The sequence below is a fragment of the Microbacterium sp. genome (genome assembly GCF_043427715.1).
Taxonomy (GTDB): domain Bacteria; phylum Actinomycetota; class Actinomycetes; order Actinomycetales; family Microbacteriaceae; genus Microbacterium.
Window position 1 is genome coordinate 34591 of the sequence record NZ_JBHWTD010000065.1, and the last position, 19788, is coordinate 54378.

General features: G+C 70.2%; 12 protein-coding genes and 1 pseudogene. 5 read left to right on the forward strand and 8 right to left on the reverse strand.

What is annotated here, in order from left to right; translation table 11 throughout:
- Positions 1-73 precede the first annotated feature (73 nt).
- Genes gatB through gatC form a run of 3 tightly spaced genes read right to left on the reverse strand, consistent with a single transcriptional unit; the run spans position 74 to position 3398 of the window.
- A complete protein-coding gene (gatB, locus tag ACHFGS_RS06680; protein ID WP_394278360.1) occupies positions 74-1591 on the reverse strand; it encodes an Asp-tRNA(Asn)/Glu-tRNA(Gln) amidotransferase subunit GatB in 1518 nt (505 codons plus the stop codon).
- A complete protein-coding gene (gene gatA / locus ACHFGS_RS06685; protein ID WP_394278361.1) occupies positions 1591-3102 on the reverse strand; it encodes an Asp-tRNA(Asn)/Glu-tRNA(Gln) amidotransferase subunit GatA in 1512 nt (503 codons plus the stop codon). The genes gatB and gatA overlap by 1 nt, the downstream gene beginning before the upstream one ends.
- Positions 3099-3398: an Asp-tRNA(Asn)/Glu-tRNA(Gln) amidotransferase subunit GatC gene (gene gatC / locus ACHFGS_RS06690; RefSeq protein WP_394278362.1), complete on the reverse strand. Its 300-nt coding sequence runs from the start codon at positions 3396-3398 to the stop codon at positions 3099-3101. Before gatC ends, gatA begins: the two co-directional genes overlap by 4 nt.
- A 56-nt stretch (positions 3399-3454) precedes the next feature.
- Between gatC and ACHFGS_RS06695 the strand changes: the two genes are divergently transcribed.
- A complete protein-coding gene (locus tag ACHFGS_RS06695) occupies positions 3455-5155 on the forward strand; it encodes a long-chain-fatty-acid--CoA ligase (RefSeq protein WP_394278363.1) in 1701 nt (566 codons plus the stop codon).
- Positions 5156-5158: 3 nt separating this feature from the next.
- Here ACHFGS_RS06695 and ligA read toward each other — a convergent pair whose 3' ends face one another.
- Complete coding sequence (ligA, locus tag ACHFGS_RS06700) at positions 5159-7483, reverse strand: NAD-dependent DNA ligase LigA (protein ID WP_394278364.1); 2325 nt, start codon at positions 7481-7483, stop codon at positions 5159-5161.
- A 136-nt stretch (positions 7484-7619) separates the two neighbouring features.
- Here ligA and ACHFGS_RS06705 point away from each other — a divergent pair.
- Positions 7620-8242 (forward strand): annotated as a pseudogene (locus ACHFGS_RS06705) (DUF1731 domain-containing protein).
- Here ACHFGS_RS06705 and mnmA read toward each other — a convergent pair.
- A complete protein-coding gene (gene mnmA, locus ACHFGS_RS06710) occupies positions 8199-9296 on the reverse strand; it encodes a tRNA 2-thiouridine(34) synthase MnmA (RefSeq protein WP_394278365.1) in 1098 nt (365 codons plus the stop codon). The pseudogene ACHFGS_RS06705 and the gene mnmA sit on opposite strands and share 44 nt — an antisense overlap.
- Positions 9297-9305: 9 nt before the next feature.
- Complete coding sequence (locus ACHFGS_RS06715) at positions 9306-10490, reverse strand: cysteine desulfurase family protein (protein ID WP_394289296.1); 1185 nt, start codon at positions 10488-10490, stop codon at positions 9306-9308.
- Positions 10491-10541: 51 nt separating this feature from the next.
- Here ACHFGS_RS06715 and glgX point away from each other — a divergent pair, with 51 nt between their 5' ends.
- Genes glgX through glgB form a run of 3 tightly spaced genes read left to right on the forward strand, consistent with a single transcriptional unit; the run spans position 10542 to position 16881 of the window.
- Positions 10542-12629: a glycogen debranching protein GlgX gene (gene glgX / locus ACHFGS_RS06720; RefSeq protein ID WP_394279571.1), complete on the forward strand. Its 2088-nt coding sequence runs from the start codon at positions 10542-10544 to the stop codon at positions 12627-12629.
- A 44-nt stretch (positions 12630-12673) separates the two neighbouring features.
- Positions 12674-14746 carry an alpha-1,4-glucan--maltose-1-phosphate maltosyltransferase gene (locus tag ACHFGS_RS06725; protein ID WP_394279570.1) on the forward strand — a complete coding sequence of 691 codons (2073 nt, stop codon included), beginning with the start codon at positions 12674-12676 and terminating at the stop codon, positions 14744-14746.
- Entirely contained in the window at positions 14743-16881 is a 2139-nt protein-coding gene (gene glgB / locus ACHFGS_RS06730; RefSeq protein WP_394279569.1) for a 1,4-alpha-glucan branching protein GlgB, read from the forward strand. The genes ACHFGS_RS06725 and glgB overlap by 4 nt, the downstream gene beginning before the upstream one ends.
- 64 nt (positions 16882-16945) lie before the next feature.
- On the opposite strand, the gene ACHFGS_RS06735 is transcribed toward glgB, so the two are convergent.
- Positions 16946-17881 carry a tetratricopeptide repeat protein gene (locus tag ACHFGS_RS06735; protein ID WP_394279568.1) on the reverse strand — a complete coding sequence of 312 codons (936 nt, stop codon included), beginning with the start codon at positions 17879-17881 and terminating at the stop codon, positions 16946-16948.
- A complete protein-coding gene (locus ACHFGS_RS06740; protein WP_394279567.1) occupies positions 17878-19656 on the reverse strand; it encodes a glycosyl transferase in 1779 nt (592 codons plus the stop codon). The genes ACHFGS_RS06735 and ACHFGS_RS06740 overlap by 4 nt, the downstream gene beginning before the upstream one ends.
- Positions 19657-19788 lie beyond the last annotated feature (132 nt).

Consider the following 19788-nt stretch of genomic DNA (forward strand, 5'->3'; position numbering starts at 1 on the left):
CAGCTGCGCAACGAGACGGAGGCGTCACCCCGAGATCTCGGTGCGACGCCTCCGTCTCGCGGTCACGGCCTGATCAGGACTGCGCGGCCCGTTCCAGGACGAGCTCACGCACGCGTGCGGCGTCCGCCTGACCGCGCATGGCCTTCATGACGGCGCCGATGACGGCACCGGCAGCCTGGACCTTGCCGTCCTTGATCTTCGCGAGCACGTCGGGCTGCGCGGCGAGGGCGTCGTCGATCGCGGCGATGAGCGCCCCGTCGTCGGAGACGACGGCGAGCCCGCGGGCGTCGATGACTTCCTGCGGGGTGCCCTCGCCGGCGATGACGCCCTCGAGCACCTGGCGCGCCAGCTTGTCCGTCAGGGTGCCGGCGTCGATGAGCTTCTGCAGTTCGGCGACCGTGGCGGGTTCAACGAGCGCGGCGGGCTCGGCGCCCTGCGCGTTCGCGACGCGGGTGATCTCACCCGTCCACCACTTCCGGGCGGCGGCCGGCGACGCTCCGGCGGCGACCGTCGCCTCGACCTCGGAGAGGAGGCCGCCGTTGGCGACGTCCTGGAACTCGAGGTCGGTGAAGCCCCACTCGCCCTTCAGTCGGCGGCGGCGTGCTGCCGGGGCCTCGGGAAGGGCGGCGCGGAGCTCCTCGATGAGCGCCTCGGAGGGCTCGACCGGAAGCAGATCGGGCTCTGGGAAGTACCGGTAGTCGTCCGCGTCGGATTTCGGACGCCCGGGAGAGGTGCGTCCGGTGTCCTCGTGCCAGTGCCGTGTCTCCTGCGTGATGGTGCCGCCGGCGGCGAGGATCGCGGCCTGGCGCTGGATCTCGTAGCGCACCGCGCGCTCGACCGAGCGCATCGAGTTGACGTTCTTCGTCTCCGTGCGGGTGCCGAGCTTCTCTTGGCCGCGCGGGCGCAGCGACACGTTCGCATCGCAGCGGAGGTTGCCGCGCTCCATGCGGGCTTCTGAGATGCCGAGGCCGCGGACGATGTCGCGGATCGCCGCGACGTAGGCCTTGGCGACCTCCGGCGCGCGGTGCTCTGCCCCGAAGATTGGCTTGGTCACGATCTCGACCAGCGGCACACCGGCGCGGTTGTAGTCGACGAGCGAGTACTCGGCGCCCTGGATGCGACCGGTGGAGCCGCCCATGTGGGTGAGCTTGCCGGCATCCTCCTCCATGTGCGCGCGTTCGATCGGGATGGTGACGAGGTCGCCGCCCTCCAGCTCGATCTCGAGCTCTCCCTCGAAGGCGATCGGTTCGTCGTACTGCGAGATCTGGTAGTTCTTGCCGAGGTCCGGGTAGAAGTAGTTCTTCCGCGCGAACCGGCTCGACGCGGCGATCGAGCAGCCGAGGGCGAGGCCCAGGCTGATCGAGTAGCGGACGGCCGTCTCGTTGACGACCGGGAGCGCGCCCGGCAGACCCATGTCGACGGGCGCGACGAGGGTGTTCGGCTCGGCGTCGTGGTTCGCCGGGTGAGCGGGGTTCCCGGCGGGCGAGAACATCTTGGTCTCGGTGTGCAGCTCGACGTGCACCTCGAAGCCGAGCACGGGCTCGAACAGCTCCAGGGCCTTGTCGAAGTCCATCAGTGCGTCCTTGGCCATCAGCGGGCTCCTCCGAGGATCGGGGCGCGGTCGAGCAGCGGGGCACCCCAGCTGTCGACGAGCAGGGTCTCCAGCGCCGCACCGACGCGGTAGAGGCGGGCGTCCTCGCGTGCGGGGGCGATGAACTGGATGCCGACGGGCAGACCGTCATCGGCGGCGAGCCCGGACGGGATCGAGATGCCGGGGACGCCGGCGAGGTTCACCGGGATCGTCGTCACGTCGTTGAGGTACATCTGGAGCGGGTCGTCGAGCTGTTCACCGAGCTTGAACGCCGTGGTCGGCGCCGACGGCGTCGCGATGACGTGGACCTGCGCGAACGCCTCGTCGAAGTCGCGCTGGATGAGCGTGCGGACCTTCTGCGCGCTGCCGTAGTAGGCGTCGTAGTACCCGGCCGAGAGGGCGTACGTGCCGAGGATGACGCGGCGCTTGACCTCGTCGCCGAAGCCGGCGTCGCGGGTGGCGGCCATGACGTCCTCGACCGTGCCGCCGGGCACGTCGACCCGGAGACCGAAGCGGACGGAGTCGAACTTCGCGAGGTTGCTGGAGGCCTCCGCGGGGAGGATCAGGTAGTACGCGGCGACGCCGTACTCGAAGTGCGGCGCGCTGACCTCGACGATCTCGGCCCCGGCGGCCTCGAGCATCGCGAGCGACGCCCGGAACGAGTCGGACACGCCCTTCTGGAAGCCGGTATCGTCGAGTTCGCGGATGACGCCGACCTTGAGGCCCTTGAGCACCTCTCCCGTCGCGCCGTCACGGGCGGCGGCGGCGAACGACGGCCAGGCGTCCGTCAGCGACGTCGCGTCGTGCGGGTCGTGCCCGCCGATGACGTCGTGCAGGAGTGCTGAGTCGAGCACTGTGCGCGAGACCGGGCCGACCTGATCGAGGCTCGAGGCAAGCGCGATGGAGCCGTACCGGCTGACGCCTCCGTACGTCGGCTTCATGCCGACGGTGCCGGTGACGTGCGCGGGCTGACGGATCGAGCCGCCGGTGTCGGAGCCGAGCGCGATCGGAGCCTCGAACGCGGCGACGGCGGCAGCCGAACCACCGCCAGATCCGCCGGGGATGCGGTCCAGGTCCCAGGGGTTGCGGGTCGGGCCGTACGCGGAGTGCTCGGTGGAGGAGCCCATCGCGAACTCGTCCATGTTCGTCTTGCCGAGCGGCACCAGACCCGCGGCGCGCGAGCGCGCGACGACGGTCGCGTCGTAGGGCGACATGTACCCCTCGAGGATCTTCGACCCGCTCGTGGACGGCATGTCGGTCGTGACCAGGACGTCCTTGATCGCCAGCGGGACGCCGGCGAGCTCACCGAGCTCCTCGCCGGCGGCGCGACGCCGGTCGATGTCGGCGGCGACGTCGAGGGCGCGCTCGCTGACGTGGAGGTACGCGTGCACGTCGGCGTCAACAGCCGCGATGCGGTCGAGGTGCGCCTGCGTGGCCTCAACGCTCGACACCTCGCCGCTGCGGAGCTTCGCCGAGAGGTCTGCGGCGGTCAGACGGATCAGATCGCTCACTGCTCCTCCCCCAGGATCGCGGTCACGCGGAAACGGCCGTCCGCGGCATCCGGTGCATTCTGCAGCACCTGCTCGGCGGTCAGCATGTCGCCGGCCACGTCGGGACGGAACACGTTGTGCAGCGGGATCGGGTGGCTCGTCGCGGGAACCTCGGGTGTCGCGACTTCCGACACCTTGGCGATGTTGTCGACGATCGCATCGAGCTGACCGGTGAGGCGCTCGACCTCCTCATCGCTCAAGCGGATCCGGGCGAGCACGCCGAGATGGCGGACGAGATCGGGGGTGATTTCTGACACCGGAACATTCTAGTTCGGGCGACGCGACCGGCCGACGCCGGTCGTAGGCTGGACCGGTGACCGATGTGTTCGACCCGCCCCGTCCCTGGACCGCCAGCTACGCCGAGGGGGTACCGCAGGATCTTCCGCCGCTGAGCGGATCGCTCGTCGACCTCGTCACCCGCTCGGCGTCCGCTCACCCGCACGCGCCCGCGCTCGAGTTCTTCGGCAAGACGATGGACTACGCGACCATGCGGGAGCAGATCGACCGCGCGGCGGCGTACCTCCACGACGCCGGGGTCCGCCGGGGCGACCGCGTCGCGCTGATCCTGCCGAACTGCCCGCAGCACATCGTCGCGTTCTACGCGATCCTGCGCCTGGGCGCCGTGGTCATCGAGCACAATCCGCTCTACACGGCACGGGAGATGCGCAAGCAGTTCGAGGATCACGGCGCGAAGGTCGCGATCGTCTGGAGCAAGCTCGTGGGCACGCTCCTGGACTTCCCCGGCGATCTCGCGCTGTCCGCCATCATCGCCGTGGACGTGACGACCGCGATGCCGGCGAAGCTCCGGCTCGGTCTGCGCCTCCCGATCCCCAAGGCACGTGCGTCCCGCGACGCACTCCGCAGCCCGATCCCCACCGCGCGCATCCACGGCACGTGGCGGGATGCCGTGCGGCATGCACCGCTGGATGCCGCCCACCCCGGGCCCGGCACCGATGACCTCGCACTCATCCAGTACACGAGCGGTACGACGGGCAACCCGAAGGGCGCCTCCCTCACCCACCGGAACCTGCTGGCGAACGCCGCTCAGGCGCAGGCGTGGGTGCCGACCATCACGCGGGGCGAAGGTTGCGTCGTGTACGCGGTCCTCCCGATGTTCCACGCGTACGGGCTCACCCTGTGCCTCACCTTCGCCATGTCGATGGGGGCCCGGCTGGTGCTCTTCCCCCGGTTCGAGCCCGACCTCGTGCTCGCCGCACACAAGCGGCACCCCGCGACCTTCCTGCCCCTCGTCCCGCCGATCGCCGAGCGCCTGCTGCGGGCGGCGAACGAGAAGGGCATCTCGCTCGCCGGCACGGAGATCGCGATCTCCGGAGCCATGGCCCTCCCCCACGAGCTCGTCGTCCCGTTCGAAGAGGCCACCGGCGGCTACCTCGTCGAGGGCTACGGCCTGTCGGAGTGCTCCCCCGTCCTCATGGCCAATCCCGTGGCACCCCACCGCGTGCCGGGAACGGTCGGGCTCCCGCTGCCCGGCACGGAATGCCGCGTCGTCGACCCCGACGAACCGACCCGGGACGTCGCGCCGGGTGAGCGCGGTGAACTCGTCGTGCGTGGTCCGCAGGTTTTCTCGGGCTACTACGGCAAGCCGGAGGAGAGCGAGAAGGTCTTCGTCGACGGATGGTTCCGCACCGGCGACATCGTGACGATCGACGAGGCCGGGTTCGTGCGCATCGTCGACCGCATCAAGGAGCTCATCATCACCGGGGGCTTCAACGTGGCCCCGACCGAGGTCGAGATCGCGCTGCGACAGCACCCGAGCATCGCGGATGCTGCGGTCGTCGGCATCCCGGATGAGCGCTCCGGCGAAGAGGTCGTCGCCGCGGTCGTCGCGGCCGACGGTGAGACGGTCGACGAGGCGGCGGTCCGGGAGTTCTGCCGCGGCATCCTCACCCCCTACAAGGTGCCGCGTCGCATCGTCGTGGTCGACGAGCTGCCGAAGTCGCTCATCGGCAAGGTCCTCCGCCGTCAGGTGCGCGAACGGATCCTCGCCGGCTGATTCTCACTCCGCCGTGGGGGCCTGTCCCAGTGCGTCAGGACCCTCGCTCACGAGCACCGCGAACTGCGCCGCGTCGATGATTCGAACGCCGAGCTGCGCGGCCTTCGCGAGCTTCGACCCGGCGCCGGGTCCGGCGGCGACGAAGTCGGTCTTCTTGGAGACGCTGGAAGCCGCCTTGCCGCCGGCGGCGATGATCGCCTCCTGCGCGCCTTCCCGGGTGAACCCCTCGAGGCTGCCGGTGGCGACGACGGTGATGCCGTCGAGCACGCCTCCGCCGAGCGATGCGGCCCCGGGACCGGGGTGGCCGGGGGTGAACAGCTGCGCGCCGGCGGCGGTCCACCGGTCGACGATCTCGACGTGCCAGTCGACACCGAACCAGTCGATGAGGGCGTCGGCGATGATGCCGCCGACCCCGTCGACCGCTGCGAGCTCCTCCCGGCTGGCGGCTCGTATGGCGTCCAGGGAGCCGAACCACTGCGCGAGGGCCCGCGCGGCCACCGGCCCCACGTGCCGGATGTTGAGGGCGACGAGGAACCGCCAGAGCTCCTTGGTCTTCGCCTTCTCGAGCTCGTCGATGAGGGTGACAGCCTGCGCGGAGGGCTGGGGCTGCGTGATGCCCTCCTTCTTCTCGGCCCCGGAGGGGTTGCGCCGGAACGGCGCGCGCCGGACGGCTTCGCCGGTCTTCTCGTCGATGCGAGGCTCACCCGTCTCGCCGTCGCGGACCAGCACCTCGATCGGCACGAGCTGCTCGAGTGTCAGATCGAACAGTCCCGCCTCGGTGACGAGGGCCGGCTCCTGCGGCTCGAGCGGCTGGGTGAGAGCAGCAGCGGTGACCTCGCCGAGAGCCTCGATGTCGAGGGCGCCGCGAGAGCCGATGTGCTCGACACGACCGCGCACCTGGGCAGGGCAGGCGCGGGTGTTGGGGCACCGCAAATCGATGTCGCCCTCTTTCGCCGGCGCGAGCGGCGCACCGCACTCGGGGCAATCGGCGGGCATCACGAAGGCGCGCTCGGTGCCGTCACGCAGTTCGGCGACGGGGCCCAGGACCTCGGGGATCACGTCACCGGCCTTGCGGAGCATGATCATGTCGCCGATGAGGACACCCTTGGCCTTCACGACCTCCTGGTTGTGGAGCGTCGCCTGGCGGACGACGCTGCCGGCGACATGTGCGGGCTCCATCTGCGCGTACGGGGTCGCCCGGCCCGTCCGGCCCACCGAGACGATGATGTCGACGAGGCGGGTCTGCACCTCCTCGGGCGGGTACTTGTAGGCGATCGCCCACCGCGGTGCCCGGCTCGTCGAACCGAGCTCGTCGTGGAGCGCGAGCTCGTCGATCTTGACGACGATGCCGTCGAGCTCGTGGGCCACCGAGTGGCGCTTCTCGCCGTACTCCTTCACGAAGCCCACGACCCCGTCGACGGTGTCGAAGGTGCGCGGGTAGGGGCTGACCGGGAGTCCCCATTCGGCGAGGAGTCCGTACACCTCGCTCTGGGACGATACCGGAGGGTCGGGCCAGGCGCCGATGCCGTGGACGAACATGCGAAGCGACGCCAGCCGTGCCTCCCCCGCCTCGAGCTCGAGGCCGGACTTCTTGTCGAGCTGCTGCCGCAGCCCGCCGCTCGCCGCATTGCGCGGGTTGGCGAAGGCGGGGAACCGCCGCGCTGCGCTCTTCTGCGCCTTCTCCTCGTCGAAGCGCGGGCGCGCTGCGGCATCCGACACGACGCGCTCACGCAGTCGGGCTTGGAGCGCATTCAGCTGCTCGAACTCCGCCACCGGGATGAACACCTCTCCGCGCACCTCGACGATCGCCGGATGCCCCGTGCCGTCGAGGCGGGCGGGGATGCCCGCCACGCGCACCGCGTTCACCGTGACGTCCTCACCGATGCGGCCGTCGCCGCGCGTCGCAGCGGAGACCAGCACGCCGTGCTCGTAGCGGAGGGAGATCGCGAGGCCGTCGATCTTCAACTCGGTGAGCCAGCGGACATCGCGCCCGGCGGATGCGTGCGCCTTCGCGCACCACTCGCGCAGTTCGTCCTCCGAGAAGACGTTGTCGAGGCTCAGCATCCGCTCCGCGTGGGTCACGGGCGCGAGCATCGACGCATCTGCGGCACCGACCGTCTGCGTCGGCGAGTCCTGCCCCTGGAGTTCGGGGTGCGCCCGCTCGAGCGCTTCGAGCTCATGCATCCAGGCGTCGTAGGTCTGATCGTCGACGAGCCCCACATCGCCGCCGTAATACGCCTCGCGTGCACCGAGGATCTGCTCGGTGAGGGAGCCCGCGCGCTCGCGCGCCTCGTCGAGGGTCAGGTCGGGGAGTTCTCCGTCAGCCACATCGACAGTGTAGGGAGCGGTTCCGACACCGCTCGTCCGGTGGCGCGGTCCGATGCAATGAGGTAAGCGCACCGGTGGGGCACGGGAGCGCTCCGATCGCGAGCTGCCCCCGCCGTCACCGACTAGCGTCGCAGGCATGGAGACTCCCACCCGCCGCGCGGTCGTCGCCGGCGCCTCCGGCTTCGTCGGCCGACACATCGTCGGCGCGCTGCGGGCGGATGGCTACGACGTGATTCGGATCGGACGCCACGAGCAGGTGCGCTGGGACGATCAGGCCGTGGTGGACGCCGCCGTCGAGGGCGCGGATCTGATCTTGAACCTCGCCGGCAGGACCGTGAACTGCCGCTACACCGATCGGAACCGCGACGAGATCCTCCGCTCGCGCATCGACACGACGGCCGCCCTTCACACCGCGGTCTCACGCGCGACGACCCCTGCGCGAGCGCCGACCTGAGCGGCCCCGTGAACCTCGCCGCACCGACACCCACCGACAACCGCACGCTCATGCGCACCCTCCGTCGGGTCGTCGGCGCCCCGTTCGGGCTTCCGTCCATGCGGTGGATGCTCGAACTCGCGATGTGGGTGCTGCGGACGGAACCGGAACTCGTCCTCAAGAGCCGGTGGGTGCTTCCGGAACGGCTCACCGAGGCGGGCTACCGGTTCGTGCGCACCGATCTCGAGCACGCGCTCCGCGAGGTCACGGCGAGCGGCCGGATCAGGCGTCGACCGGGACCGCGGACACCGTCCGCGCGATCGTGAACTGGCCGATGACGCGCGTGCCGTCGTAGAGCACCGCCGTCTGCCCCGGGGCCACACCGTCGAAGGGTGTCTCCGGAACCACGGTGATCGAGCCGTCCACGAAGGTCGCCCGGGCCGGCACCGGCTCGGCGTGCGCGCGGATCTGGACGTGACAGGAGAACTCCCCCGGCTCCGCCGGCCGCCCGGCCCAGCTGTACCGGTCGCCCGCGATCTCGGCGGTCGCCAGCGCCTCTTTCGGCCCCACCACGACGGTGTTCGACACCGGGCGGACCTCCAGGACGAAGCGCGGCTTGCCGTCGGCCGCCGGAACTCCGAGCTGCAGACCGCGGCGCTGCCCGACGGTGAAGGCATGGGCACCCTCGTGGCGCCCGACGACCTCGCCGGAACGGTCGAGGATGTCGCCCTGCTCGGCGCCGACCTTCTCAGCGAGCCAGCCGCGGGTGTCGCCGTCGGGGATGAAGCAGATGTCGTGGCTGTCGGGCTTCTGCGCGACGGTCAGGCCGCGCTCCGCCGCCTCGGCACGGACGACGGCCTTCGACGGGGTCGTGCCGAGGGGGAAGTACGTGTGCGCGAGCTGCTGCTCGTTCAGCACCCCGAGCACATAGGACTGATCTTTCGCCTCGTCGGAGGCACGGTGCAGCTCGCGACCTTCCGGCCCGTCGACGAGCGTCGCGTAGTGGCCGGTGCACACCGCGTCGAACCCGAGCTCGAGCGCGCGCTCCAGCAGCGCGGCGAACTTGATCTTCTCGTTGCATCGCATGCAGGGGTTCGGCGTGCGACCCTCGCGGTACTCCTGGATGAAGTCGTCGATCACGTCGTCGCGGAACCGCTCCGAGAAATCCCAGACATAGAACGGGATCCCGAGGAGGTCGGCGGCCCGGCGGGCGTCCATCGCGTCCTCGATCGTGCAGCAGCCACGGCTGCCGGTGCGCAGCGTCCCGCCGGCGCGGGAGAGGGCCAGGTGCACGCCGACGACGTCGTGCCCGGCGTCCACGGCCCGGGCTGCCGCGACGGCGGAGTCCACTCCGCCGCTCATCGCCGCCAATACTCGCATCCGGCCAGTCTACGAGCGCGAGCCTCCGCGGGCGCTGGACGCCGCAGCCCGCGCGTAGGCCTCCGGGAGCGCGGCGAGGAACCGCTCGACGTCTGCGGCGGTGCTGGTGCGGCCGAGGCTGAGCCGGAGGACCGAGCGCGCCGCACGCTCGTCGCGCCCGAGCGCGAGGACGACGTGCGAGGGCTCGGTGACCCCCGCCTGGCACGCCGATCCCGTGGAGACGTGGACGCCGCGCTGGTCGAGGAGGAACAGCAGGGTCTCCCCCGCGGCATCCGGGAACAGGACGTGCACGTGCCCCGGAAGGCGCTCCGACTCCGCACCGAGGAACTCGGCGCCGGGCACGATCCGGCGGATGCCGTCCCGCAGGTGCTCGGCAAGGGCGCGAAGACGCGGGGCCTGGAGGTCTCGTTCGGCGGAGGTCGCCTCGAGGGCGACGGCGAGGGCGGCTGCGCCGGCGACGTCCTGCGTGCCGGAACGGAGTCCGCGCTGCTGACCGCCGCCGTGGTGGAGCGCGCTCAGACGCGCGTGGCGGGAGACGACGAGTGCGCCGGTGCCGACGGGCGCGCCGACCTTGTGGCCGGAGACGCTGACCGCGACCAGTCCGCCTGCCCCCCGATGCGCTCCGCGGAGTGTCGCGAACGGCACCGGAAGGTGCGGAACCGCTCCGACGGCGTCGAGGTGGAGGGGGACGTCAGCGGCGGCCGCAGCGGCGGCGAGGTCGGCGACCGGCGAGACCGTACCCACCTCGTTGTTGGCCACGAGCGCGGTCGCAAGCGCCGCGCCCTCCAGCGCCTCGTGGAACGCGGCCGGCGGGATTCCTCCCTCGGCGGTGAGCGATACGGGCCGCACGAGAGCGCCCTGAGCCTCGGCGAGCCAGCCCACGGTGTCGAGGGTGGCATGGTGCTCCCCGTCCGGCAGGACGACCGCGACCGTGGCTTCGGGTCGCGCCCACCAGAGCCCTTTCACGGCGAGGTTCACGGATTCCGTCCCACCCGAGGTGAACACCACCTCGATCGGATCGCAGTCGAGGGCGCGGGCCACGCGCTCTCGGGAGTCCTCCAACGATCGGCGGACGGCCTGCCCCGCGCCGTGCACGGAGGACGCGTTGCCGACCAGCTCGGACGCCGCGAGCCACGCGTCACGGGCCTCCGGTCGCAGGGGTGCCGAAGCCGCGTGATCGAGGTAGACCGACATCACCCCTCCTCACGCCCGTGGCACCGTGTCGCCGTCATTACTCTAGACATCATGGACACCGCTCAGGCCGGCTCCGACCGCGACCTCGCGAACGGAATCCACTCCCGTCACCTCGACGGGCTCGGCGTGCGTCGCCACGACGGCGGCGGCACCCTTCGGGTGTGGTCCGCCCATGCGAGCGCCGTCGAACTCGTCATCTTCGATGACAGCGACCTCGACTGGATCATCGCCGTCATCCCGCTGGCACCGGTCGGTGGCGGTGTGTGGGAGGTCACCACACACGAGCTCGCCGCGGGTGTCACCTATGCGGTCCGCGTCGACGGGCCGCACGGCCCGGGGATGACGTTCAACCCCCTGACTCTCCTGATCGACCCGTACACGCGGGGCCTGCGGATGCCCGGCTTCGGCTCCTGGCGATCGGTCGTGGTCGACGAGGCGTTCGACTGGGGCGGGGCCGTCAAGCCTCGGACCCCCTGGGACCGCACCGTCATCTACGAGGCCCATGTGAAGGGCCTGACCAAGCGGCATCCCGATGTCCCCGCATCCCTCCACGGCACCTACGCGGGCCTCGCGCACCCCGCCATGATCGAGCATTTCCACGAGCTCGGGGTGACGGCGATCGAGCTCCTCCCGGTGCACGCGTTCACGAGTGAACCCCGGCTGCTGCAGCTCGGTCTCACGAACTACTGGGGCTACAACACGGTCGGCTTCTTCGCTCCGCACGCGCCGTATGCGACGGCCGCCGCGCGCGCCGAAGGCGCCGGCGGGGTGCTCCGCGAGTTCAAGGGGATGGTGAAGCTCCTCCACGAGGCGGGGCTGGAGGTCATCCTCGACGTCGTCTACAACCACACCTCGGAACAGGGGCTCGGCGAGCCGCGGTCCAGCTTCCGCGGCCTCGACAACCGCTCCTACTACCGTCAGCACGACGATGGCACCTACATCGACGTCACCGGGTGCGGCAATTCCGTGGACACATCGACGGATGCCGCGGCGCGACTGGTCCTGGACTCGCTCCGCTACTGGGCGGACGAGGTGCAGGTCGACGGTTTCCGCTTTGACCTGGCGCCCACCCTCGGTCGCGGCTCAGACCACGCGTTCACGCCGGATCACCCGCTGCTGCGGGCGATCGCCGAGGACCCGCTGCTGTCCACCGTGAAACTCATCGCGGAGCCCTGGGATGTCGGGATGGGCGGCTGGCAGACCGGCAACTTCGGGCCGGGATGGACCGAGTGGAACGACCGCTACCGCGACCGGGTGCGGAACTTCTGGCTCAGCGACATCGACTACGCCCGGCGCGCCGACACCACCCCGGTGGGAATCGGCGGGTTCGCCTCGCGGCTGGCGGGCTCCGCCAACACCTTCTCCGCCGAGCGCGGTCCGCTCGCCGGGGTCAACTTCGTGACCGCGCATGACGGTTTCACGCTCCGCGACCTCGTCTCCTACGACGTGAAGCACAACCTCGGTAACGGCGAGAACGGCCGCGACGGGGCCGACACCAACCGCTCCTTCAACCACGGCGCGGAGGGGCATACCGACGACCCGCACGTGCTCGCGACACGGCGGAAGGCGATGCGGAACCTGATGGGGACGCTGCTGCTGTCGGCAGGCGTCCCCATGATCACCGCCGGTGACGAGTTCGGGCGCACGCAGCGCGGCAACAACAACGCCTACTGCCACGACTCCTCGCTCACCTGGCTGGACTGGCAGCACGCGGGCTGGCAGCGGGACCTGTTCGCCCACGTGGCGCGCTTGACGCAGCTCCGTCGGGAGAACCCCGCCCTTCGGCCGTCCCGCTTCGCGCACGCCGAACGCCCCGTCCCCAGTGCATCGGTCATCGACTGGTACGACGAGAGCGGCCAGACGATGTCTATCGAGCGGTGGACGGACGCCTCGCACCGGACCCTGCAGTACGACGCCACTTCGACGCCGGAGCACGAGGAACCGAACCGCATCCTCCTCGTCGTGCACGGCCGGGAATGCGATCTGGAGGTGACGCTCCCCGCTCTGGAGGGGGTGACCCGCTACATCCCGCTGTGGTCGAGCGAGCACGAGCGCCCCGACGTCGACGGGTCGCCTCTGGCGCCGGGAGCGACGATCGTCGCGCGAGGGACATCAATGTACCTGTTCCGCGCCGAGTGATCCAGGCCCGTCACCACGGGCCACGTCACCGGTAGGTTCGGACTGTGGCTTCTCTGAACGCTCCCGTCTCCGTCCGCAGCTCCGCCGAGATCCCGCTGCGGCCCGCCGCGTCGACCCGTGCGGGCACGACCCGCACGGCTCGCCTCCCCATCGGCGAGCACCGACCCAGTGTGCCGGGCGGGCGATTCTCCCCGACAGCCTTCGTCGGGGAGGCCGTCCCGTTCACCGTCACGGCCTTCCGGGAGGGTCACGACCGCATCGGGGTGCACCTCCGGATGACGTCCCCCACCGGGGTGACCACGTTGCATCGGCTGTCGCCGCTGAATGACGGGTTCGACCGCTGGCGCGTGAGCGTCGCTCCGCTCGAGCAGGGCACCTGGACCTTCCGGTTCGAGACTTTCGCGGACGATTTCGCGACCTGGCAGCACGCCGCCGATCTGAAGATCGCGGCGGGTGTCGATGCGGCGCTCATGCGGGAGATCGGCGCACGGCTGTTCGAGGCCGCCGCCTCCGAGCGCACGCGTCCCGCTGCCGAGAAGCGCACTCTCACCACCGCCGCGAAGGCGCTCCGCGATGAGGCGGTCTCCGATGACGCCGCCCTGACGATCGTCCGCGACCCGCACCTCGCGGCGGGGTTCGCTGCTCGTCCGGTCGCCTCGCTGGTCTCGGTCCACGAGGAGCAGACGATGCTCGTGGAGCGCGAACGCGCCGGCGTCGGCGCGTGGTACGAGTTCTTCCCCCGTTCCGAGGGTGCCGAGCGCCTTCCCGACGGAACCGTCCGCAGCGGAACGTTCCGCACGGCGGCGAAGCGGCTTCCGGGCGTCGCCGCGATGGGGTTCGACGTGCTGTACCTCCCGCCCATCCACCCGATCGGCGAAGTCAACCGCAAGGGCCCGAACAACACCCTCACGCCGTCCCCGGGCGACCCGGGCTCACCCTGGGCGATCGGCTCCGCGGCGGGCGGTCACGACACCGTCCACCCCGACCTCGGCACCCTCGAGGATTTCCGGGCCTTCGTGACCGCGGCATCCGAGGTCGGACTCGAGGTCGCCCTCGACCTCGCGCTCCAGGCAGCACCCGACCACCCCTGGGTGAGCGCCCACCCAGAATGGTTCACGACACTCCCCGACGGGTCCATCGCCTACGCGGAGAACCCGCCGAAGAAGTACCAGGACATCTACCCGATCAACTTCGACAACGATCCCGAGGGAATCAAGGCCGAGGTGCTCCGCATCGTGCGCCATTGGATCGCTCAGGGGGTGAAGATCTTCCGTGTCGACAACCCCCACACCAAGCCCCTGCAGTTCTGGGAGTGGCTCATCGCCACGGTGAACGCCGAGCACCCGGACGTCGTGTTCTTGGCGGAGGCCTTCACCCGTCCGGCTCCGCTGCAGGCGCTCGCGCAGATCGGCTTCCAGCAGAGCTACTCGTACTTCACGTGGCGGAACACGAAGTCGGAGCTCGAGGAGTTCTTCACGTGGATCTCCGACGAGACGGCTGACTTCATGAGACCGAATCTCTTCGTGAACACCCCCGACATCCTGACCGAGTACCTGCAGTTCGGCGGCCGCCCCGCCTACAAGGTCCGCGCGGCCCTGGCATCCACCGCCGGCGCCAGCTACGGCGTGTACGCGGGATACGAGCTGTACGAGAACGTCGCCCGGCCGGGGTCCGAAGAGAACATCGACAACGAGAAGTACGAGTACAAGTTCCGCGACTGGGACCGCGCCGAGCAGGCCGGGAACTCCCTCGCCCCCTACCTGCGCCGACTGAACGAGATCCGCCGGGCGCACCCTGCACTCCGGCAGCTCCGCGGGCTGCACGTCCAGCGGACCGACGACGATGCGATCCTCGCCTACGTCAAGCATCTGGATGCCGCGCTCTCCCCCACCGGCGAGTCCGACACCATCATCGTGGTCGCCAACGTCGACCCGCACTCCGCGCGAGAGACGACGGTCCACATCGATCCCACCCTGTGGGGCCTCCCCCGCGGCGTCGCCTACGACGTCGAGGACCTCCTCACCGGAGCGCGCTGGACCTGGGGCGAGCACAACTACGTCCGTCTCGACGCCTTCGTCGAGCCGGTGCACATCCTCGCCGTGAAGGAGCGCTCATGACCCGTCCCGACGCCCGCATCCTCGAGACGGTCGGCGCGGGCTCGTACCACGCCCCCCACGACGTCCTGGGACCGCACCAGGAGGCGGACGGCTCCTGGGTGATCCGCGCCCGTCGTCCGTTCGCGGAGACGGTGACGGCTGAGACAGCGGGCGGCGCGCGCGTCGAGATGACGCACGTGACGCACGGCATCTGGGAGGGCGTCAGCGCCGACCGTCCCACGGCGTACGAGATCGTCGCGACCTACCAGGGCGCGCCCGACTTCCGCGTCGACGATCCGTACCGTCACCTCCCCACCCTCGGCGAGGTCGACCTCCACCTCATCCGCGAAGGTCGTCACGAGCGGCTGTGGACGGTCCTCGGCTCTCACGTCCGGCACTTCGACGGAGTCAGCGGCGTCTCCTTCGCGGTCTGGGCCCCGAATGCGCAGGCCGTCCGCGTCGCGGGCGATCTCAACGGATGGGACGGCACGCAGCACGCGATGCGTTCACTGGGTGCCAGCGGCATCTGGGAGCTCTTCGTCCCCGGCATCGGCGCCGGCTCGTCGTACAAGTACGAGATCCTCACCGGCGACGGCAGATGGATCATGAAGGCCGACCCGATGGCACGGCAAGCCGAGATCCCGCCCGCGACCGCGTCCGTCGTCACTGAGAGCTCCTACACGTGGTCCGACGATGCCTGGATGGCCGACCGGGCCGCCACCTCCATCCACGACCGTCCGATGTCGACCTACGAGCTGCACCTCGGCTCGTGGCGGGAGGGGCTCGGCTACGTCAGCGCGGCGGATCAGCTCGTCGACTACGTGGCATCCCAGGGATTCACCCATGTCGAGTTCCTGCCGCTCGCGGAGCACCCCTTCGGCGGGTCGTGGGGCTACCAGGTCAGTGGCTACTACAGCCCCACGAGCAGGTTCGGCTCGCCCGACGAGCTCCGCTACCTGATCGACCGGCTCCACCAGGCCGGGATCGGCGTGATCATGGACTGGGTGCCTGGCCACTTCCCCAAGGACGAGTTCGCACTGGCGCGCTTCGACGGGGCGCCGCTGTACGAGCACCCCGACCCCCGCCGGGGCGAGCACCGCGACTGGGGCACGTACATCTTCGACTACGGCCGCAACGAGGTCCGCAACTTCCTCGTCGCGAACGCCCTCTACTGGCTCGAGGAGTTCCACGTCGACGGTCTGCGGGTGGATGCCGTGGCCTCCATGCTCTACCTCGACTACTCGCGCAACGAGGGTGAATGGGAGCCGAACGTCCACGGCGGTCGAGAGAACCTCGAGGCCATCCAGTTCCTCCAGGAGGTCAACGCGACCGCCTACAAGCGCTACCCCGGCATCGCCATGATCGCCGAGGAGTCCACGAGCTTCCCGGGCGTCACCGCACCGACCAGCGGTGGCGGGCTCGGTTTCGGCTTCAAGTGGAACATGGGCTGGATGAACGACTCGCTCGTGTACATGGGTCGCGACCCGCTGTACCGTTCGCACCACGAAGGCGAGCTGTCGTTCTCCTTCGTCTACGCCTTCAGCGAGAACTTCGTCCTCCCCATCAGCCACGACGAGGTCGTGCACGGCAAGGGATCCCTGTTCACCCGGATGCCGGGTGACCACTGGCAGCAGCTGGCGAACATGCGCGCGTTCCTCGCCTACATGTGGGCGCATCCCGGCAAGCAGCTGCTGTTCATGGGACAGGAGTTCGGCCAGATGTCGGAGTGGTCGGAATCGCGGAGCCTGGACTGGTGGATGCTCGACCAGCCCGCACACGCCCAGCTGCAGCACTTCGTCGCCGCTCTCAACCACACCTACCGCGCCGAGTCGCCGCTCTGGGCGCGCGACAGCGACGGGTCGGCGTTCAGCCGCGTCTCACTCCACGCGCACAACCCGAACATCCTCGCGTTCGCCCGTGAGGACCACGACGGGGGCGTCGTCGTCGCCGTCTGCAATTTCTCGGGCGCCCCGATCCACGACGTGGCTCTCACCCTCCCCCGCCGCGGCAGGTGGCAGGAGATCCTCAACTCGGACGCTCAGGAGTTCGGCGGCTCCGGCGTGGGCAACCTGGGCGGGGTGAGCACCGATGAGCACGGCACCGCACGCATCGTCGTCCCGCCGCTCGGGGTGATCTGGCTCCGGAACCGCGACTGACGCACGTCCGACGCGAAGAGGGCCCCGGCGATCGTGTCGGGACCCTCTTCGCGTCGAGCGGGACTCAGAAGAGCAGGCTCGCCAGGCGGCTTCGTGCGCGCAGCACCCGGGGGTCGGCGTCGCCGACCACGCCGAACATCTCCAGAAGGCGCTCACGGACGACGGGACGCTCGTCTGGGCCGAGGACGGCTAACAGGTCGAGCAGACGTCCGAACGCGTCGTCGACGTGCCCGCCGGCAAGGTCGAGATCAGCGACGACGAACTGGGCCTCGACGTCGGAGGGCGCGGCGGCCGCGGCGGCCCGGGCAGCCGAGAGATCGACGCCCTGCACGCGCCCCAGCAGTCGGACCTGAGCGAGTCCGGCCTTCGCGTCCTCGTCCCGCGGATTCTCCGTCAAGGCCTTCTCGTACGCTGTGCTCGCAGCGGCGTAGTCGCCGCGCTCGATCGCGTCGAACGCCTCCTGGTGCAGGGGCGGCAGCGGCGCCTCCTCGGCCCCGGTCTGGGCGTCGCCGCTCGTGGGCATGACCCCCGTGACACCGTGCTTCGCCGCGAGCTCGAGCAGCTGGGTGAACACCTCACGCGCCTGCTGCTCCGGCACGGCGCCGGTGAACAGCTGCACCGGCTGACCGCCGACCAGGCCGACGACGAGCGGAATCGACTGCGCCCGGAAGCTCTGCGCGAGCTGCGGGTTGGCGTCGACGTCCACCTTGGCGAGCACAAGGCGCCCGCCGAACTCGCCGATGAGCTTCTCCAGCACAGGGCTCAGCTGCTTGCACGGTCCGCACCATTCCGCCCACAGGTCGACGACCACCGGCACGGTGCGGGAGAGCTCGAGCACCTGTCCGAAGTCGGCGTCGGTGACGTCGAAGATGAGGGGCGGGGCACCTCCCGCTGCTGCCTGGGGTGCAGCGGCGGGACCGGCCGGAGCGTCCGCCCGCCCGCGCAGCGAGGAGAGATCGACAGCGCCGCGCATGACGGCGCCCGGTGTGGGTGTGCTCACTCTTCGACCACCTTGGTATCGAGGATGTTGGATCGGGATGCGATGAGCTGGATCTTCTCGTTGGACCCCTGCGCGGGGACGAAGAAGTACAGCTGGTCGGCGTAGCGGGTTGTGAACCCCGTCTTCGACTGGGTGACGCCCGAGAGCGCCCTGGCCACGACGTTCTTGCCGAGCTTGATGACGGCGTCATCATCGGTCGGGACGACGGTCTCGTTCTCCACGACCGTGACCGCCACGATGGCGCCGCTGTCGAGGGTGACGAGTGAGAGCGGTTCGGTCTTGCCTGCGCTCGCCCGGAAGGACACCTTTCCGGTCTCCTCCCCCGTCTTGTTGAAGTTCTTCAGCAACTCCGCACGGTTCTCGGCGACCTGCACCCGGAAGGTGTCGGACTCCTCATCGAACGAATCGGCGAAATCGCTCTTGTCACCCTTGTTGAGAACGTCGGCATACGCCGCGGCCACCTGCTCGGGCGGCATCAGCAGGAAGGGCGAGTTGGGCTCGACGGCGACCGCGCCGACGTACGCCGCCGCGAGGTTCATGCTGGCGTCCGCACGCAGGCTCGACAGGTAGGTGAGCCGGTAATCGGTCCAGGGGTTCTCCTGGCGGACCGTCATCACCGTGGCGGCGCCGTCGGTCTCCTCGACGACGGCCAGGAACATGCGGGGCCAGCCGTCCTGCGCCTGCGGCAGGAAGGCGGTGACCGGCGACGAGGGAATCGGCGCAAGCGCCTCCTGATCGTCGATCTTCTTCTGCAGGCGGTAGTTCGTCCGGCGCTCGTTCAGGGCGGGGCCATCGAGACGCTTCGCCGCCGCCTCGTAGTCCGCCTTCTCGTCAGCTGCAGCGACCTGCTCCGCGATGCGCGCGAGCACGCGCTCGGCCTGAGTCTGCGTGAGCGCAGGCGCACCCTGGCCTTCGGGGACGATGACCGTCTCCGTCGGGGTGGGGGTCGGTGTCGGCTCGCCGGCGGGCCACCCCTCCGCGGTGCACCCTGCCAGCAGTGCGGCGGAGATCGTGAGCGCGGGGGCCGCGAGCAGGGCCCGCTTCCCGGGCAGCAGGCTGCGGCGGCGGGGCTGCGAAGCGATCACACCGCTGTTCCCGGGTTCGAGCGCGAGGTCGATGGGTTCGGTCACCGGGAACGGCAGTCCCTTGCGGCGCGGACCGCGCGAACGGCGCACGTGACGGAGCGCCAGGATGTAGAGGACGATGCCGACCAGCAGCATGACCCCGCCGGCGATGATGAGCGGCGCGGCCCACGGCGTCGAGGCGCCGGTCGGCCACGACAGCGAGATCGTGCTCGGGGCGGGCGCGGTGCCATCGGCGGCGATGAGCACACTCATCTCGGCGGGGAGCTGGAGTGTCGTGGTGAGCCGGCCGTCCTGCCGGAACTCGTCGAGCCACAGGTCGGAGCCCACCGGGTTCGCCGTCGGCTCGTCGATTCCTTCGGGAACGACGGATGCCGGCACGGTCTCCGACCGCGGCATCCCCCCGCCATCGAGCGTCACCTGCACGTGGTCGGTCGCGGCGAGCCACTGCGTCAGGTCATTCGTCCGCGCGTACGCGGCGAAAACCGCGCCATCGCCTTCGACCCGCAGGGTTTGTGCGCCGGGGTTGCTTCCGAACACCGCGCCGTCGACGAGGACGTAGGGCGCGGACCCGGGGACGTCGACCTCGGAGGTGATCGTCGAGGGAGCCTCGAGGATCGTGCGCTGCGCGATGCCCGCCCCGATCATCACCGTGGCAAGGACGAAGGCGATGATCGCCCAGACGAAACGCACGAATCGACACCCTCTCTCAGATCCGACACCGCTCGGCAGCAGCGGCCAGTCGACGTTCCAGCCTAGCGAAAGGTGCTGGCAAACGCGTGGGAGGGCGGTGCTCCCGGGTTCCGGGCCCCGGGGTGACTAGGG

Coding starts and splice junctions, on each gene's coding strand:
- gatB (WP_394278360.1), bottom strand. CDS start 1,591: ATGGCCAAGGACGCACTGATGGACTTCGACAAGGCCCTGGAGCTGTTC.
- mnmA (WP_394278365.1), bottom strand. CDS start 9,296: ATGCGAGTATTGGCGGCGATGAGCGGCGGAGTGGACTCCGCCGTCGCG.
- ACHFGS_RS06715 (WP_394289296.1), bottom strand. CDS start 10,490: ATGTCGGTCTACCTCGATCACGCGGCTTCGGCACCCCTGCGACCGGAG.
- glgX (WP_394279571.1), top strand. CDS start 10,542: ATGGACACCGCTCAGGCCGGCTCCGACCGCGACCTCGCGAACGGAATC.
- glgB (WP_394279569.1), top strand. CDS start 14,743: ATGACCCGTCCCGACGCCCGCATCCTCGAGACGGTCGGCGCGGGCTCG.